Consider the following 17,134-nt stretch of genomic DNA (forward strand, 5'->3'; position numbering starts at 1 on the left):
GGACAGCGGCCATGGACGCAGCGCGTACCACTTCGTGGCACATCGAACTGCCGCACTCGCCGCCCGCGGCGCCCATCGCGCGGGCCGTCGTGCGTACCGCGCTGACCGAGCTGCGCTCCGGCGTCGATGGGGAGACCGCCGAATTGCTGGTCTGCGAGCTGGTCACCAACGCCGTCGAGCACACCTCGGATGAGGCCGCCGTGTCGTTGACGGTCTCCGAGAAGGGCGACGGCCTGCTGGTCGAGGTCCGCGACCGCGATCCGCGCCCCGTCTCCGGCCTCCCGGCGGAGCCGCCCGAGGCGGCCCCGCTGCCGCCGCCGCACGAAGAGGATGCGGGGGTCCGGGAGGCCGAGCGCTACGAAGCGGCCAGGGAAGCGGGGTCCGCAGCAGCGGCCGGGCGTGACGCGGAGGCCCGGGGCGCGGGTGCCGGTCAGCGGGCCGGGGCCCCGAACGTGCTGCGGCTGGAGGATCTGGCCGAGGACGGGCGCGGGCTGCTGCTGATCCGCAGCCTCAGCGCCTCCTGCGGCAGCACGGTCAACGGAGACGGCAAGACGGTCTGGTTCACCCTCGGGCCCGAGGAGTGACGGGCTCGGAGGCGTCTCCGTCCTCCCCGTCCTCCCCGTCCTTCCCGTCCTCACCGCCCGTAGCCAGCCGCGAGCGGCGACGGCCGTAGAGTGTGTAGACCAGCGCCCCGGCCAGCAGGAAGACCGCGAACTGGAGCCAGGTGACCAGCGGCAGCCCGTACATCAGATACAGGCAGAAGGCCACGCCCAGCAGCGGTGCCACCGGGTAGAGCGGCACCCGGAAGCGGCGCGGGAGGCCGGGGCGGGAGCGGCGCAGCGCGATCACGCAGATGTTCACCACGGCCATGACGGCCAGGGTGCCGATCACGGTCATGTCCAGCACCACATCCAGCGGCACCACGGCGGCCGGTACGGCGAAGACGAGGCTGACGATCCAGGTGTTCGCGACGGGGGTCGAGGTCTTCGGCGAGATCCGCTCGAACACCCCGGGCACCAGGCCGTCCCGGGACATCGACATCAGGATCCGCGTCTGCCCGTACATCACTGCCAGCACCACCGAGGCGATGGCCACCACCGCGCCGACGGCGATGACGGAGGAGCCGAAGGCGGACCCGGTGGCGTGGTTGACGATCAGCGAGAGCGCCGCGGGCTTGCCGCCGACCTGCTCCCAGGGCATCGCGCCCAGTGCCGCGACCGAGACCAGGCAGTAGAGCAGCGCGACACAGCCGATGGTGATCAAGATGGCGAGGGGGATGTTCCTGCGCGGATTCTTGACCTCCTCGCCGGCGGTCGATATGGCGTCGAAGCCGATGAAGGAGAAGAACGCCAGCGAGGCGCCCGCGCCGATTCCGCCGATACCCTCGGGCGCGAAGGGGGAGAGGTTGCCCGCGTCGTAGGCGGTGAACGCGATCGCGCAGAACAGCACGAGGATGCCGACCTTGATGACGGCCATGGCGGCCGTCGCCCGCGCGCTCTCCCGTACACCCCGCACCAGCAAGGCGGCGGCGAGCAGCATCACGATCACGGCCGGTACGTTGACGACGCCGCCGTGTCCCGGCGCGTCGGCGAGGGCTGCCGGGATGTGCCAGCCGACCGTGTTCTCCAGCAGTTCGTTGAGGTATTGCCCCCAGCCGATGGAGACCGCCGAGACCGAGACGCCGTACTCCAGCAGCAGGCACCAGCCCACGAGGAAGGCGGCGCGCTCGCCGAGGGTGGCGTAGGCGTAGGAGTACGAGCTGCCGGACACCGGGATGGCGCCGCCCAGTTCCGCGAAGGAGAAGGCGGTGAAGACGCAGGTCAGCGCGGCGAGGAGGAACGAGACGATGACCGCGGGCCCGGCCTCGGCCACGGTGTCGGACAGGCCGACGAAGATGCCCGTGCCGACGATTGCCCCGATGCCGAAGCAGACGAGCTGGAAGGGCCCGATGGTGCGCTGGAGGCCGTGGCCCTCCCGGTCGGCGCCGGACTCGGCCACCAGGAGATCGGGGGACTTGACGCGCAGGCCGGAGCGGGGCATGGGGCGGCTTCCAGGGTGGTGCGGGGGTGGGGGCGGGCGCAAAGAAAGGGTCCGGGCTGCTGCGCCCGGACCCTTCGAGGCTTCCGCCATCCTACCGTCCTTTATGCATGGACCCGCATATATGCGTATGACTATGCACACAGGGCACCCGTTCGGCCCCGACTCAGGCTGTGACACAGGGCCGGCCCCTGCCACGACCGGGGCCGGTAAGTCCTAGCCGAGAGTCGCCACCAGGACGGCCTTGATGGTGTGCAGCCGGTTCTCGGCCTCGTCGAAGACCACCGAGTATGCCGACTCGAAGACCTCGTCGGTCACCTCCAGTGAGGTCAGCCCGTGCTCGTCGTAGATCTCCCGGCCGACGCTCGTGCTCAGGTCGTGGAAGGCGGGCAGGCAGTGCATGAAGCGCACCTCCGGCTTCCCCGTCGCACGCAGCACGTCCATGGTCACCGCGTACGGGCGCAGCAGCTCGATGCGCTCCGACCACACGTCCTTGGGCTCGCCCATGGAGACCCATACGTCGGTCGTCACGAAGTCGGCACCGCGCACGCCCTCCTCGACCTGGTCGGTCAGCGTGATGCGGGCGCCGGTCCGCTCGGCCAGCTCGTGCGCGCGGGCGACGATCCACTGCTCGGGCCACAGCGCGCGGGGGGCCACGATGCGCACGTCCATGCCCAGCAGTGCGCCGGTCACCAGGTAGGAGTTGCCCATGTTGTAGCGGGCGTCGCCGAGGTAGGCGTACGAGATCTCCTCCAGCGGTGTCGCGGGGGCACCGGGCGCGTGCTCGGTCATGGTCAGCACGTCGGCCAGCATCTGGGTGGGGTGCCATTCGTCGGTCAGCCCGTTGAAGACCGGCACCCCGGCGTGTGCCGCCAGCTCCTCGGCGATCTCCTGGCCGGTGCCCCGGTACTCGATGCCGTCGTACATTCGCCCGAGCACGCGCGCGGTGTCCTTGGCCGACTCCTTGAGTCCTATGTGGGACCCGGCGGGGTCGAGGTAGGTGGTGTGGGCGCCCTGGTCGGCCGCGGCCACCTCGAAGGAGCAGCGGGTGCGGGTCGAGGACTTCTCGAAGATCAGCGCGATGTTGCGGCCGGTCAGCCGCTGCCGCTCGGCGCCCGCGCGCTTTTCGGCCTTCAGCTCGGCCGCCAGCGAGATCAGGCCGCGGAACTCCTCGGGGGTGAAGTCCAGCTCCTTGAGAAAGTGGCGGCCCTTGAGATCTGCTGCCATGTCGGCTCCTAGCTCGCTGTTGCGTGGACGGGCTCCCGCTCCGTATCTGGGCCTGGAATTGTATACGGGTACAAGAATCTCTATGCAAGGGGACGCGGGTGCGAGACCGGCCCGGGGCCGCCGCCGGTCGCCGGGTCCCGCTCGACGGGGCAGCTCATGCAGCGTGGCCCGCCGCGCCCGCGCCCCAGTTCGCTGCCAGGGATCTCCAGCACCTCGATGCCCTGCTTGCGCAGATGGGTGTTGGTCGTCACATTGCGCTCGTACGCCAGCACCACGCCCGGCTCGATGGCCAGCACGTTGCAGCCGTCGTCCCACTGCTCGCGCTCGGCCGCGTGCACGTCCTGGGTCGGGGTCAGCACCCGGATCCGGTCCAGGCCCAGCGCGGCGGCGATCGCGCGGTGCATGTGGTCGGGCGCGTGGTCGGTGACCTTCAGCTCGCTCGGGCCCGCACCCGGCTCGATGGTGTACGAGCGCAGCATGCCCAGGCCCTCGTACTGGGTGAAGGTCTCCTGGTCGACCATCGTCATCACCGTGTCCAGGTGCATGAAGGCGCGGCGCTTGGGCATGTCCAGCGCCACGATCGTGCGGGCCGAGCCCTGCGCGAACAGCCCGCGCGCCAGCATCTCCACCGCCTGCGGAGTCGTCCGCTCGCTCATCCCGATGAGCACCGCGCCGTTCCCGATGACCAGGACATCGCCGCCCTCGATGGTGGACGGATACGCCGACTGCCCCTCCGACCAGGTATGGAAGCCCGGGCCCGCCGCCGGGCCCGCGAACAGCGGATGGTGGCGGTAGATCGCCTCGAAGTGCACCGTCTCGCGCTGCCGCGCCGGCCAGCGCATCGCGTTGATCGAGACCCCGTCATAGACCCACGCGGAGGTGTCGCGGGTGAAGATGTGGTTCGGCAGCGGCGCCAGCAGGAAGTCGTCCAGATCCATCACATGGAAGCGCACCGAGGCCGGTTCGGCGCACTGCTCCAGGAACTCCCGTTTGGTCATCCCGCCGATCAGCGCCTCGGTCAGCTCGGGGGTGGGCAACCGGTCGAAGGCGGCCCGCAGGTGGTCCGTCGCCAGGGGGCCGTACTCCTTCTCGTCGAAGACCCGGTCCAGGACCAGTGAGCGGGCGGCCGGAATGTCCAGGGACCTGGCCAGCAGATCGGCGAACAGGTGCACCTCGACGCCGAGTTCGCGCAGCGTGCCGGCGAACGCGTCGTGCTCCTGCCCTGCCCGGCGCACCCACAGCACGTCGTCGAAGAGGAGGTCGTCCTTGTTGGTGGGGGTGAGTCTCTTCAGTTCGAGTCCCGGCCGGTGCACGATGACGCGCCGGAGCCGTCCGGTCTCGGAGGCGACGTGAAATCCCATGCGCACATCCTGACGGAGCCGCTCGCCCCCTCGCTGCCGAACCCGTCCCCGGCGTGCCAGAGGGCGGCGCCCGTCGCGGGATCTGTGGGGGTGCCAGAGGCGGTGCCGGGAGCGGGGGTGCCGGTTCAGGGGTGCTGTACGGCCCGCCCCAGGGCGGCGATGGCGTCCGGCCCCACCCGGCAGCAGCCGCCCACCAGCCGCGCCCCGAGGGCAACCCACTCGCGGGCGAGGGCGGGGGCGAAGGTGGGCGTGCCCGCCCAGGCGGCGCGGCGGGCGTCCCAGCCCTCACCGCTGTTGGGATAGGCGACCAGCGGCGTACCTGGGCACATCCGTGCCGCCGTCTCCAGCGCGGGGCCGACCTCCTCTGCGGCACAGCAGTTGACGCCGACGGCCAGCACCTGGGGGTTTCCCGAGGCGACGGCGAAGGCTTCCGCCAGCGGCCCGCCAGCGCGGGTGCGGCCCCCGGCGACGGTGAAGCTCAGCCACACCGGCACCCCGCATCCGGCCACGGCATCCAGCAGCGCCTCGGCCTCGGTCGCATCCGGCACCGTCTCCAGTGCCAGGACGTCCGGCCCCGCCGCCGCCAGCGCCGCCACCCGGGGCCGGTGGAAGGCGGCCAACTCGCGCACGCCGAGCCCGTACCGGCCCCGGTACTCGCTCCCGTCGGCCAGCACCGCCCCGTACGGGCCCACGGAACCGGCGACCCACACCGGCCCGGGGGCCCCGGAATCCCCGGAATTCCCCGGGCGCCCGGGGACGGGGGTGCGGGCCGCCGAGCGGGCGAGGCCGACGCTGCGGCCGAAGAGCCGCCGGGCCTCCCCGGCCCCCAGCCCCCGGCGAGCGAACCCCTCGAAGGACGCCTGATAGCTACTGGTGATCAGCACCCGCGCCCCCGCCCGCACATACGCGGCGTGCGCGGCCTCGATCTGTGCGGGATCCTCGGCCAGCAACCTGGCCGACCACAGCTCGTCGGCCAAGTCGCTGCCCTGGTCCTCCAACTGGTTGGAGAGGCCGCCGTCCAGCAGGACGACGCCGTCGGCGAGCGCCTCGGCGAGCGGGGTGGCGGGGCTGTCACTCATGGCTGTCACTCATGGCCGTTGATACTTACGAAAGCGGGGACTCACGACAGCTGGGACTGCACCTGGTCGGCGATCAGGGAGAGGTGGTCCAGGTCGCTCAGGTCCAGGATCTGGAGGTAGATCCGGGTGGCGCCCAGCTCGCCGTACTTGCCGATCTTGTCGACGACCTCGGCGGGCGTACCGGCCAGCCCGTTCTCCCGCAGTTCGCCCGCATCCCGGCCGATGGCCGCCGCCCGGCGGGTCACCTCGGCGTCGTCCTTGCCGACGCAGGCCACCAGCGCGTTCGAGTACACCAGGTCCGAGGCCGCGCGGCCGTGCTCCTCGACGGCGGCGCGCACCCTGCCGAACTGCTGCTCGGTGTCGGCCAGAGAGCCGAAGGGCAGGTTGAACTCGTCGGCGTAGCGGGCGGCCAGGCGCGGGGTGCGCTTGGCGCCGAAGCCGCCGACGAGCACCGGAATATGGTCCTGGTGCGGCTTGGGCAGCGCCGGGGAGTCCTTGAGCTGGTAGTAGGTGCCCTCATAAGTGAACTTCTCGCCGGCCGGCGTCTCCCACAGCCCGGTGATGATGGCGAGTTGCTCCTCCAGGCGCCCGAACTTCTCCTTGGGGAAGGGGATGCCGTAGGCGGTGTGCTCGTCCTCGAACCAGCCCGAGCCCAGGCCGAAATCGACCCGGCCCCCGGACATGGCATCCACCTGGGCGACCTGGATCGCCAGCGGCCCCGGCAGCCTGAAGGTGCCGGCCGTCATAAGGGTGCCCAGCCGGATCCGGCTGGTCTCCCGGGCCAGGCCCGCCAGGGTGACCCAGGCATCGGTGGGGCCCGGCAGGCCGTCCCCGTCGCCCATGGCCAGGTAGTGGTCGGAGCGGTAGAAGGCGTCGAAGCCGAGGTCCTCGGTGGCCTTGGCGACCTTGAGGAGGGTGTCGTAGTCGGCCCCCTGCTGGGGCTCGGTGAAGATTCGCAGTCGCATACCCCCATCTTGCCTGGTGGAAGGCCGTGACCCCGAACCAGCCGGCCTTCCCCGGACCGCCCCCGCGGAGGGCCCTCGCGAGCGGGGCCCGCGGGCGGAGCCTGCCGGAGGGAACCCCGGGGGCGTAGCCACCGGCAGCATCCATGTCGTGGCGAGCGCCCGGAATGGTGGGTGAGGCTGCCAGAAGCTGACCTGCCGCGTCGGCGATGACCTGCCACGCCGAGCCGGGCTTGTTGGACATGGCGGCGCCGACACGGCTGAGAGCTACCGCGGAGCGGGGCGCCGACCGGTGACCGGTCGGCGCGGACTCGGTCTACAGGCTCGCGGCTTCGCGAGAGGCGATCCGGTTCGTGCGACTGACCGCGCGGCCCACGGCGTTGCGCACCGTGAGGCCCGGCCGGGTCCGGGGCACCATGAGCCTGGAGAGCAGGCCGACGCGTCGCTGCCGCGGGCCTACCTCACGGCGGAGCCGCGACTCGTAGGCGGTGAAGGCGCGGGTGTGATCACCGGGATGGGTGGCGAGCTCTTCTGCGAGGGCGTACGCGCCCGCCATCGCCATGCTGGAGCCGTCGCCCAGCAGGGCTGTCGCCGCCGCTGCGTCTCCGAGCAGTACGACCCGTCCGCGAGACCACGAGGGCACTCGGATGGTGGCCAGGCGGTCGAAGAACGGAGCCGGGTGGTCGAGGAACGCCGCCACGAGTTCCGGTGCCCGCCATCGCACGTCGGCGTACGCGTCGGCCACGGTCTGCTTGTGAAGGGCGATGTTCTTGCGGTCGTGGGGGGCCGGCTGTGCGGCCCGGAAGGTGAAGATCGCGAGCGGAATGGTCCGCGAGGGGTGGACGACCAGCATCCGGTTCGGCACAGTCAGCATCGTCATCTCGCTCGGGTCCTCGACGGCGTCGGGTTCCAGCGGCACGGTCGCGCCGTACAGGCCCAGGTCGCTCGTGAACTGCCGCTCAGGTCCGAATACCAGGCGCCGTACGGTGGAGTGCATCCCGTCGGCACCGACCACCAAGTCGAAGCGCCGTGGCGCGGACCGCCGGAAGGTGACGTCGACCCCACCTTCGTCCTGGTCGAGAGCGGTGACCGTGTCGTCGAACAAGAACTCGGCATCGGTCTGCGCCGACCGGTGGAGCACCTCGGACAGGTCGGCTCGGGTCACCTCGACCGTCGGCGCCTTGTCCGAGGTGAGCGGGAGTTGCAGGATTCGCCTGCCTCCGGGGTCGAGCAGGGTCAGTGACCGATTGCGGGTGGCGAGCCCGCGGAGCTGCGGGAGGATGCCCATGCGGTCGGCGACCGGGATCGCGGGCCCCTTCACGACGATCGCGCTACCACCGGAGCGCAGCTGCCGGGCATGTTCGACGACCGTCGGCCGGTAGCCGTTCCGGGAGAGCCAGTACGCGAGTGCGGGCCCTGCGATTCCGGCACCGACTATCAGCACCTCGGGCTTCTTCATGACGATGACCTCTCGGGGTGTCGATGACCAGGTCCCCCGGCGAGTGCCGAGGCCGGGTCTCAGGGGGCGGCGGCACGGGGCAGCGCAACCCGAACCAAGGTACGAAAGATTTCGTACCTCAGTGGAGCACATCCTTCAGGTACGATGCAAGCCGTACCTGAAGGGGGTGCCGCGTGGCCGGGAAGCACCTGGTCGGCCCGGAGGCCGATGCGCTCGATCTGGGTGCGGTGTTGCGCGCCCTCGCCGACGAGCACCGTCGTGCGGTGATGACGGAGTTGGCCGCTGACCGCAGCGACAGCGAGCGGGGCTGCAACTCGTTCGATCTTCCGATCTCGAAGCAGACCCAGACCCACCACTTCCGGGCCCTGCGGGAGGCGGGTCTCATTGACGAGATCGACTACGGCAACCGCAAGGGCATCCGACTGCGACGTGCGGACATCGAGAGGAAATTCCCCGGGCTGCTCGCCCTCCTGGGCGCAGAGTCCCCGGGCGATACCGCTCCTCGCTGAGCACGGGTGAGCACAAGGTGTTCGCCTTGTGGCCCCTTGGCTCCGGGATTGTGCGCTTGGTCCGTCTTCGCGCGGGCAGCGCCGGTTACGGCGAGAGCCGTACGCCTTGTCACCGCTGACGTGACCGGACCGAGCCTGGGTTGGGGTTCGGGTTGTCGGTGTGGTTCGTTGCGAGGTCGATGGTGGTGCTGGGGGGCGGCGGCGGGCCCGGCCGACGCGGACTCCGGTTGGCTCACCGGTTCACCGGCCCGCCGTGCCCGGTTGCGCCAGACCTGTGCGGCACGTCGGGGAGGGGGGCTTCGAACGTCCGGGGGCACTGGCCCCGCCCTGCCGAGGCCGCTTCGAAGCCCGGGGCGTCCCCCTCCGCCCCCCCGGTGCGCGGTGGTTGCTGGGGGTCCGGGCGGGTTTCGCGTGTGGCTGCGCGAGGCGGTAGCCGGGGGCCGGGCGGTGGTCTGTAGCACGCGCGCGTGGCGGTGCCGGAAGTCCGGGCGGTGGTCCGTGTGCCCGCGCGCGGCCGTTGCCGGAGTCCGGCGGGATTTCGTGTGGCCGGCGTGTGGCGGTTCCGGGGGTCCGGGCCCGAACCTCGGACTGCCTGCGCCGGGTGGTTTCGGGGAGTCCGGGGGGTGGCCCGTCTGCCCGCCGGGCGCCGTGCCGGAAGTCCGGACGGTTCGGCCCCGCCTGCCGGGTGGGCACGGTCGGGGCCCGCCTGCCCGGTGCCGCCGACGCCGCGTCCGCCTGCCCAGGCACCGCCTGCCCTGCCCGCGCCGAGCGCGAGATGTCCCTCGCCGCCCGCCGCGCAGGCGCCGGCTTCTACGCCACGGTGCCGCGCTCGCGCAGGGAGAGGGTGCGCAAGATCGCGGCGACGCGTTCGCCCGTCTCGTCCACCGCGTCGATCGTCTCCATGCACTGCCAGTACAGCGTCTCGTCCTCGGCCGTGACCGCGATGCCGACCAGGGCCACGCCGATCTCGCCGAGCAGCGCGCCCAGATCGTCCAGGGCGCGCCGGGGGTCCTCGATCTGCGACAGCTGTGCGGCCCGGACTCCCCGGGGGCACAGCACCGGATGGTGCCGGGCCCCGCAGGCGCGGCTGCCCGCTTCGCTGAGTCCCAGTGCCTCGACCCGTACTGCGGCCGGGCCGCTTACCGCGAGATGGCTGCCGACCGCCTCGGCGAGTGCCTGTGCCTGCCAGGCCGCCGCCACGATGTCGGGCACGGCCACGCTGAGCGCGAGTGCGCGCCGCGTCGCAGCGATGAGCCGTACAGCATCCATCTGCCTTCCCCCTCACTGGTCGCTACCCAGCGTGACTGTCAATGGTCAGCTCCGCCAGGGGGTTTCGGATTTCTGTGGACAAAAAGGAGTCTGAAAAGAACTTCTTCACTCCATAGAGTGACCACTTCCGGGGGTCGGGAAACGCTTTTCGTTCCTCTCGATCTTTGCGTCCAGCGCGGCGAGCACATCGACCCCGAGGACATCGCAGAACTGGAGGAGGTAGGCGAGCACATCGGCCACCTCGTCCTCGACTCGCGCGGCCGATTCCGTATCGGCCATCACGCGGGCCGACTGCTCCGGGGTGAGCCACTGGAAGATCTCCACCAGTTCACCCGCCTCGACGCTCAGCGCCGCCGAAAGATTCTTGGGCGTGTGGTATTGCCGCCAGTCGCGTGCCGCCGCGAACTCGGCCAGCCTGCGCTGGAGTCCGGCGACGGTCCGGGGCTGCGGGACCTGCGGAGTCTGCGCGGCTTGCGGGGCCTGTGCCTGTGCGGCTCGCGGGGGCCGCGAGTGTCCGTTGCTGTGGGGAGATTCGCTCACGCACCAAGGTCTACCAGGGATACGCCCTGCGCCCGCGCCCGCTCCCGTGCCGCCTCCCGGGCCAGGGGCCCCGCGTCCGGGCCCGTGGCCAGCAGCCGCACATGGCCGCGCGCGCCCATCCGGGCCGCCAGCGACAGCAGTTGGCGGGTCTGGGCCTCGTCCAGGTCGCGGTCCAGGCCGTCGGCGAGCACCGTCAGTGCCTGCCGCGCCGCCGGTACCTCGCTGACCGTGTCCACCGACAGCACCCCGGGCCCCGTCAGCAGTACGAGCGCCAGGGCCGCGTACCGCAGTTCCGCGTCGCCGAGCCACTCCAGAGGGGTCACCGGCCGGCCCGCGCCCCGCTCGACGACGGCGCGCACCTGCCCGCGCCCGCCCGGCTCGGCGCGCAGCTCGGTCACCGGGCCCGCGCAGCCCTCCCGTAACGCGGCCAGCAGCGCGGCGTGGCGCGAGGAGCACTCGGCGCGGGTGCGGCCCACCACGGCGGCGAGGTTCTCGCAGCCGCCGCGCAGCCGGCCGTCTCCCGCCGCTGCCGGGGCGCGCATCCGCGCGGGCACCGGGTCACAGGCGAAGACCGCCCGCAGGGCGACGACGACCTGCTCGGCCGCCGCCAGCACCGTGCGCTGTGCCGCCGTCGCGCCCGCGACGCACAGCGGCAGCAGCGGAACGGCCAGCCGGTCGTCCGGGAAGGGCGTACGCAAGGCCCGCTGGGCGCTCCCGGTGTGCCAGGTGGCCTCCAGGGTGCGCCGGGCGGGGTCGCGCAGCGCTGTGGAGAGCAGTGTTTCGCCGTCCGCGCCGGTCAGCCGTTCGCCGACCACGCGCAGTTCGGGTTCGGCCTGGACCGCCACATCGAGGCGCACCGGGCCTGCCGGGCCCGTCACCGTGCAGCCCAGCCGGAAGCCCCGCCGGCCTCCCCGGTCGGGGCGCGCCGCCTGCGGGACGTAGGGCGAGGGGCGGCAGGGTGTCGCCAGTGCGCTGGGTGCGCCGGACGATCCGGGGGAGTCGGCGGGGAAGACCTCGGTCAGTGCCGCGCCCCTGCCGAGCGCGGCGAGTGCCTCGTAAGCCTCCAGGACGGTGGACTTGCCGCTGCCGCTCGGCCCCGTCACGACCGTGACGCGGGTGAGCGGCACCGTGCGCCCCCGCAGCCCCCGGTACGCGGACAGCCGCAGCTCGCTGACGGCGGGCCGACCGCCGGATGCGGATGCGGATGCGGGTACGGGGGCCGGGGTCGGGGCGGACGAAGGGGGCGGCGGGGGAGGAGGGGAGGGCGCGTGCATGTGCGGACCGTATGCGCGGCTTGCGACGGCGAACCGTTCCGGCGCCCGCCGTCTCGCCCGATCGGGCGAAGTCCCGTACGCGGCATACCACTTCACCGCCGCTGCCCGCTGCCCACCGATCGGGTCCGCGCGCGGTGGCCGGTCCGCCCACTCCTCCCTCGCGTCGCTCACGTCTATCGCGTTCTCGTGACGGCAGTCACAATGCAGTGATACGTTCGGCGCGTGGCGGCCTGCGCGCGACCGAGGTAACTCACCGACGGAGGCCCCGAGATGAGCCCGTTCTCCGGATCCGCCCCGCGTACCGGCGAGTGGCGGCACGTGCAGGTGACCGAGGAGAGCGGCGTCACGACCGTCACGCTCGCGCGCCCGGCCAAACTGAACGCGCTCACCTTCGGGGCGTACGCCGACCTGCGTGACCTGCTCGCCGAGCTGTCGCACCGCAACCGGCCACGCGCGCTCGTCCTCGGCGGCGAGGGCCGCGCGTTCTGCTCGGGCGGCGACGTGGACGAGATCATCGGCGCCACCCTGGAGATGGACACGGCCCAGCTCCTGGACTTCAACCGGATGACCGGGCAGGTCGTACGCGCCCTGCGGGAGGCACCGTTCCCCGTCGTCGCCGCCGTGCACGGGGCCGCGGCCGGCGCTGGGGCAGTGCTCGCGCTGGCCGCGGACTTCCGGGTGGCCGACCCCACGGCCCGCTTCTCCTTCCTGTTCACCAAAGTGGGGCTCTCCGGCGGCGACATGGGCGCCGCCTACCTGCTGCCCCGCGTCGTCGGCCTCGGCCACGCCACCCGCATCCTGATGCTGGGCGAGCCCGTCCGCGCCCCGGAGGCCGAGCGCATCGGGCTGATCAGCCGGCTCGTCGACGAGGGCGGCACAGCGCACGCCGCGCACGCTCTGGCCAGGCGGCTGGCGGACGGTCCCGCACTCGCCCACGCCCAGACCAAGGCGCTGCTCACCGCGGAGTTGGACCTGCCGCTGTCCGGCGCGGTCGAACTGGACGCCGCCACCCAGGCGATGCTGATGCACGGTGAGGACTACGCGGAGTTCCACGCCGCCTTCACCGCGAAGCGGCCTCCCCAGTGGCGGGGAAGGTGAGCCGCGCGTGAGCGCGCCGGAGCCCGCGAAACCCCCGTCACCCGGGGCCGGGCCGACGCGGGGCGCCACGGCGCGATCGACGCCCCCTGTGCCGTCCGTGCAGCCCGCGCAAACCGTGCAGTCCCTGCGATCCGCGCGCCCCGCACGGGCCCTGCGGATCGCCGTCGTGGGCGGTGGGCCCGGCGGGCTGTACGCGGCCGTGCTGCTCAAGCGGCTGGATCCGGCGCGCGAGGTCACCGTCTACGAACGCAACGCGCCCGACGACACGTTCGGGTTCGGCGTCGTGCTGTCCGACGAGACGCTCGGCGGCATCGAGAACGCCGACCCGGACGTGTACGCGGCGCTGCGCGGCCACATGGTCCGCTGGGACGACATCGACGTCGTCCATCGGGGCCGCACCCTCACCTCCTCGGGCCACGGCTTCGCCGCGCTCTCCCGCCGCACGCTGCTGGCCACGTTGCACGCACGCTGCCGTGAGCTGGGCGTCGTCCTGCGCTTCCGCGCCCCGGCGCCGCCCGCCGCCGAACTGGCACACGCACACGACCTGGTAGTGGCCGCCGACGGCGTGCACAGCGCCACCCGCGCGGCACACGCCGACATCTTCGGGCCCAGCCCTCTCACCCACCGCTGCCGCTACATCTGGCTGGCCGCCGACTTCGCACTGGACGCCTTCCGCTTCGAGATCGCCGAGACGGGATACGGGATCTTCCAACTGCACGCCTACCCCTACGCCCGCCCCGCCCCGGCCGCCGAAGGCCGGGACCGGGGCGCGTCCACCGTCATCGTCGAGGCGCGCGAAGAGGCGTGGCGGGCCGCGGGGTTCGACCGGCTCGACGAGCGTGCCTCGGCGGAGCGCTGCGCCGAGCTCTTCCCCGAGACCCTCGCCGGGCGCCCCCTGCGCGGCAACAACTCCCAGTGGACCGCCTTCCGCACCGTCGTCAACGACCGCTGGTCGCACGGCAACATCGTGCTGCTCGGGGACGCCGCGCACACCGCGCACTTCTCCATCGGCTCGGGCACCAAGCTCGCCGTCGAGGACGCCCTCGCCCTCGCCGCGTGCGTACGGGAACAGCCCGCCCTGCCCGAGGCCCTGGCCGCCTACGAGGCCGAGCGCAAGCCCGTCGTGGCGTCCACGCAGCGCGCCGCGCGGGCGAGCCTGACCTGGTTCGAGGAACTGGACGGGTACATTGCCCAGCCGCCGCACCGGTTCGCCTTCAACCTGCTCACCCGCAGCCGCCGCGTCACCCACGACAACCTGCGCCTGCGCGACCCGGACTTCGTGGCGGCCACCGAGCGGGAGGCCGGGATCCCGGCCGGCACACCGCCGATGTTCACCCCCTTCCGGCTGCGCGGACTGACGCTGCGCAACCGCGTCGTCGTCTCCCCGATGGACATGTACAAGTCGCCGGACGGGCTCCCCGGGGACTTCCACCTCGTCCACCTGGGGGCCCGCGCGCTCGGCGGCGCCGGGCTGACCATGACCGAGATGGTGTGCGTCTCGCCCCGCGGCCGGATCACCCCCGGCTGCGCCGGACTGTGGACGGACGAGCAGGAGGAAGCCTGGCGCCGGGTGACCGGGTTCGTACACGCCCAGTCACCGACCGCCGCGCTCGGACTCCAGCTCGGCCACTCCGGGCGCAAGGGCTCGACGAAGCTCATGTGGGAGGGCATCGACGACCCCCTCCCCGAGGGAAACTGGCCCCTGGTGGCCCCCTCCCCGCTGCCCTACCGGCCCGGCGTCAGCCAGACCCCGCGTGAGGTGACGGCGCATCAAATGGGAGTCGTACGCGAGGAGTTCGCCGCCTCGGCCCGCCGTGCGGCCCGTGCCGGATTCGACCTGCTGGAGCTGCACTGCGCACACGGCTATCTGCTGTCCGGCTTCCTCTCGCCGCTCACCAACCGGCGCACCGACGCCTACGGCGGCTCCCTGGCCGCGCGGCTGCGCTACCCCCTGGAGGTCTTCGACGCGGTACGCGCGGCATGGCCCGCCGAACGCCCCATGACCGTGCGGATCTCGGCCACCGACTGGGCCCCCGGCGGCACCACGGGGGAGGAGGCGCTGCGCATCGCGGCGGCCTTCGCCGAGCACGGCGCCGACGCCATCGACGTGTCCACCGGCCAGGTCGTCGCCGACGAGCGCCCCGACTTCGGGCGCTCGTACCAGACCCCCTACGCGGACCGGATACGCAACGTCCTGGGCGTCCCCGTCATCGCCGTCGGCGCCCTCTCCTCCTGGGACGACGTCAACTCCTTGATCCTGGCGGGCCGCGCCGACCTGTGCGCCCTGGCCAGGCCACACCTGTACGACCCGCACTGGACCCTGCACGCCGCCGCCGAACAGAACTACACCGGTCCCGGCGCCCCCTGGCCCGCCCCCTACCGGGCCGGCAGCCGCACACCCCCCACCGGCCGCACCGACGCACCCAAGCCGAGGCTGGTCCTGTAACGCTCCGGTGGCACCGTGCGCCCCGGTCCCGCCCCTGGCGCCGACCCGAGTGGGCATGGGCATACCGGCGGGGATGTAGCGATCCACCAGGTACGGCGTCCTCGGGCGGGTCTACGCTGGGCCGACACTGCGTCAGCCGTTCACGGGGGCACGCCGGCGGACGTCGTATGTGAGCCGACCGCCCGCCGAATCCCGAAAGGGGACGCACGTGCCCGCTCGCGACCAGGCCGAACTGGTGCTGGTGCACAGCCCGCTGACCGGAGACGTCACCTGGGGGCCCGTCGCGGACGTGCTGCGCGCGCGGGGGCGTGCCGTCAGCGTGCCCTCCCTGACCCAAGCCCTCGGGGGCCGCGGCCCCTACTATCCGAAGCTGCTGGCCACGGCCGCCGAGCAGACGGGACCGCCGCGCCCCCACGTGCGCCCCGTCGCCTCCCTCGCCCCCGTCATCCCCGTGGTGCCCGCAGCCCCCGTCGTCCTCGTCGGCCACAGCGGCGCCGGGCCGCTGCTGCCCGCGCTGCGGGAGCGCCTCGCGGCGGGGCGCCGGCCGGTCGCCGGGACGGTCTACGCGGACGCACAGTGGCCCCACCCCGGGCAAAGCTGGCTCCAGGTGGTGCCCGAGGACCTTCGGGCACAGGTGGTGGCGCTCGCCCGTGACGGACAGCTACCGCCCTGGGACCAGTGGTTCTCCGAGGAGGTGCTGGCCGAAGAGCTGCCCGACCCCGAGGTGCGGGCGTGGTTTCGCGCGGGGGTGCCCCGGCTGCCCCTCGCCTACCTCGAAGAGCGCGCCCCCGGGGCGGACGTGGACCCGGACCACTCCCGGTCGGCTTACCTGCGCCTGAGCCCGACGTACGAGGAGACGGCGATGAGGGCCGAGGCCATCGGGCACCGCGTGCTGCGCCGCACTTCCCACCACCTGGGCCTGGTGACCGACCCGGAGGGCACGGCCGACGCCATCGAGAAGCTCGCCCACGGCTTCGCCGCCCGCCGGAACGGCTGAGCCCTCCGCTGCCCGGCCGTGGTGGCCCGCGCGGTCCGGGAGCGGCCCCGCGGGGCCATGCCGCCGCCGGACTGCCGGGAGCCGGATGCCGCCGTAGGCTGGAGGTGTGTACGCACGGAGGCGGCGGCGCTATTTCGCGCTGATGACGGTCTGCTTGGTGCTGTTCGTCAGCGCCTGGGCCTTCGTGCGGCTGTGGTCGGTGCCGGCGGCCATCGCGATGTGCGTGGTCGCCATGGTGATCCCGCCGGTCGCCGCGATCATCGCCAACCGGCGCGAGCCCGACGACCGCTGGTGGGACGAGCCGCCCGCCGGCTCCGAGCCGGGCACGGGCGCAGGACCCCGTTCGGGCTCCGGTTCGGGTTCGGGCTCGGATTCCGGTGGCGGTTCCGGTTCCGGATCTCCCCGGCGGACCTCGTCTCCCTCCGCCATCCCCGGCCAGCAGCGGGGCGGACGCGGCGGGAGCGGCGGCCGGGGCCGCAGGGGCGGGCGGCGGCCCGGCGGGGGCCGCTGAGGCGTCCGCACTGCCGGTGCCGGGTGGGGACCAGACGCCGGGAGGCATCAGGTACCGCTGCTTCGAACGAGCCGCGCGGCTCGTAGTGCGACCGTCTGAAGGCGGTGCGGGTGGCTGTGGCGAGCCCGCGTGCCGACTCTCGCGAACAGTGGACGGCGACTTGATGCCACACGCCGGGGGGGTGTCTCTATGTTTTTGGTCAAGCGGTTTGGGGTGTGCGGGGTTCGTAGAAGGTGCCGTCGCGGAGCATGGCGTAGATGACGCTGATGCGGTGGCGGGCGAGGCGGAGGAGGGCTTGTGTGTGGGTCTTTCCCCGGCTTCGGCACTTGTCGTAGTAGGTGCGGGAGGCGGGGTCGTGCAGGGCG

The 17,134-nt window shown here is 72.8% G+C and carries 15 protein-coding genes and 1 pseudogene; 6 read left to right on the plus strand and 10 right to left on the minus strand.

Annotated features, from left to right (window positions below; all coding sequences use genetic code 11):
* The first annotated feature begins 11 nt into the window (after window positions 1-11).
* Window positions 12-584 carry an ATP-binding protein gene (locus ABD339_RS22705; protein ID WP_344568257.1) on the plus strand — a complete coding sequence of 191 codons (573 nt, stop codon included), beginning with the start codon at window positions 12-14 and terminating at the stop codon, window positions 582-584.
* Here ABD339_RS22705 and ABD339_RS22710 read toward each other — a convergent pair.
* The 6 genes from ABD339_RS22710 to ABD339_RS22735 all read right to left on the minus strand — a co-directional run bounded on the left by ABD339_RS22710 (window position 562) and on the right by ABD339_RS22735 (window position 8,125).
* The gene (locus ABD339_RS22710; RefSeq protein WP_344568258.1) at window positions 562-2,040 is read right to left on the minus strand and encodes an amino acid permease; all 1,479 of its coding nucleotides are present in this window, start codon (window positions 2,038-2,040) and stop codon (window positions 562-564) included. The two genes, ABD339_RS22705 and ABD339_RS22710, sit on opposite strands and share 23 nt — an antisense overlap.
* 213 nt (window positions 2,041-2,253) lie before the next feature.
* Entirely contained in the window at window positions 2,254-3,264 is a 1,011-nt protein-coding gene (gene argF / locus ABD339_RS22715) for an ornithine carbamoyltransferase (protein ID WP_344568259.1), read from the minus strand.
* Between the two features lie 80 nt (window positions 3,265-3,344).
* Window positions 3,345-4,625 carry an arginine deiminase gene (locus tag ABD339_RS22720; RefSeq protein WP_344568260.1) on the minus strand — a complete coding sequence of 427 codons (1,281 nt, stop codon included), beginning with the start codon at window positions 4,623-4,625 and terminating at the stop codon, window positions 3,345-3,347.
* Window positions 4,626-4,750: 125 nt separating this feature from the next.
* Complete coding sequence (mmuM, locus tag ABD339_RS22725; protein WP_344568261.1) at window positions 4,751-5,704, minus strand: homocysteine S-methyltransferase; 954 nt, start codon at window positions 5,702-5,704, stop codon at window positions 4,751-4,753.
* A gap of 41 nt (window positions 5,705-5,745) precedes the next feature.
* Complete coding sequence (locus tag ABD339_RS22730) at window positions 5,746-6,669, minus strand: LLM class F420-dependent oxidoreductase (protein ID WP_344568262.1); 924 nt, start codon at window positions 6,667-6,669, stop codon at window positions 5,746-5,748.
* Between the two features lie 313 nt (window positions 6,670-6,982).
* On the minus strand, window positions 6,983-8,125 hold the full coding sequence (locus ABD339_RS22735) for an FAD-dependent monooxygenase (protein ID WP_344568263.1): 1,143 nt from the start codon (window positions 8,123-8,125) through the stop codon (window positions 6,983-6,985).
* 173 nt (window positions 8,126-8,298) lie between these two features.
* On the opposite strand from ABD339_RS22735, the gene ABD339_RS22740 reads away from it, so the two are divergent.
* Window positions 8,299-8,634, plus strand: a complete 336-nt coding sequence (locus ABD339_RS22740) for an ArsR/SmtB family transcription factor (RefSeq protein ID WP_344568264.1) — start codon at window positions 8,299-8,301, stop codon at window positions 8,632-8,634.
* Between the two features lie 810 nt (window positions 8,635-9,444).
* On the opposite strand, the gene ABD339_RS22745 is transcribed toward ABD339_RS22740, so the two are convergent.
* From ABD339_RS22745 to ABD339_RS22755, 3 genes are all read right to left on the minus strand, one after another.
* The gene (locus ABD339_RS22745) at window positions 9,445-9,903 is read right to left on the minus strand and encodes a DUF6099 family protein (RefSeq protein WP_344568265.1); all 459 of its coding nucleotides are present in this window, start codon (window positions 9,901-9,903) and stop codon (window positions 9,445-9,447) included.
* A gap of 105 nt (window positions 9,904-10,008) precedes the next feature.
* Window positions 10,009-10,317 carry a nucleotide pyrophosphohydrolase gene (locus ABD339_RS22750; RefSeq protein WP_344568281.1) on the minus strand — a complete coding sequence of 103 codons (309 nt, stop codon included), beginning with the start codon at window positions 10,315-10,317 and terminating at the stop codon, window positions 10,009-10,011.
* Between the two features lie 122 nt (window positions 10,318-10,439).
* On the minus strand, window positions 10,440-11,717 hold the full coding sequence (locus ABD339_RS22755) for an AAA family ATPase (protein ID WP_344568266.1): 1,278 nt from the start codon (window positions 11,715-11,717) through the stop codon (window positions 10,440-10,442).
* Window positions 11,718-11,987: 270 nt separating this feature from the next.
* Here ABD339_RS22755 and ABD339_RS22760 point away from each other — a divergent pair, with 270 nt between their 5' ends.
* The 4 genes from ABD339_RS22760 to ABD339_RS22775 all read left to right on the plus strand — a co-directional run bounded on the left by ABD339_RS22760 (window position 11,988) and on the right by ABD339_RS22775 (window position 16,769).
* Complete coding sequence (locus ABD339_RS22760; RefSeq protein ID WP_344568267.1) at window positions 11,988-12,815, plus strand: enoyl-CoA hydratase family protein; 828 nt, start codon at window positions 11,988-11,990, stop codon at window positions 12,813-12,815.
* A gap of 97 nt (window positions 12,816-12,912) precedes the next feature.
* On the plus strand, window positions 12,913-15,261 hold the full coding sequence (locus ABD339_RS22765) for a bifunctional salicylyl-CoA 5-hydroxylase/oxidoreductase (RefSeq protein ID WP_344568268.1): 2,349 nt from the start codon (window positions 12,913-12,915) through the stop codon (window positions 15,259-15,261).
* Window positions 15,262-15,469: 208 nt separating this feature from the next.
* Window positions 15,470-16,258, plus strand: a complete 789-nt coding sequence (locus ABD339_RS22770) for a hypothetical protein (protein WP_344568269.1) — start codon at window positions 15,470-15,472, stop codon at window positions 16,256-16,258.
* Window positions 16,259-16,364: 106 nt separating this feature from the next.
* On the plus strand, window positions 16,365-16,769 hold the full coding sequence (locus tag ABD339_RS22775; protein WP_344568270.1) for a DUF3099 domain-containing protein: 405 nt from the start codon (window positions 16,365-16,367) through the stop codon (window positions 16,767-16,769).
* A 199-nt stretch (window positions 16,770-16,968) separates the two neighbouring features.
* Here the strand turns inward: ABD339_RS22775 and ABD339_RS22780 are convergent.
* A pseudogene (locus ABD339_RS22780) lies at window positions 16,969-17,134 on the minus strand (IS110 family transposase); the annotation flags it as partial.

The organism is Streptomyces axinellae (genome assembly GCF_039532135.1).
Classification (GTDB): domain Bacteria; phylum Actinomycetota; class Actinomycetes; order Streptomycetales; family Streptomycetaceae; genus Streptomyces; species Streptomyces axinellae.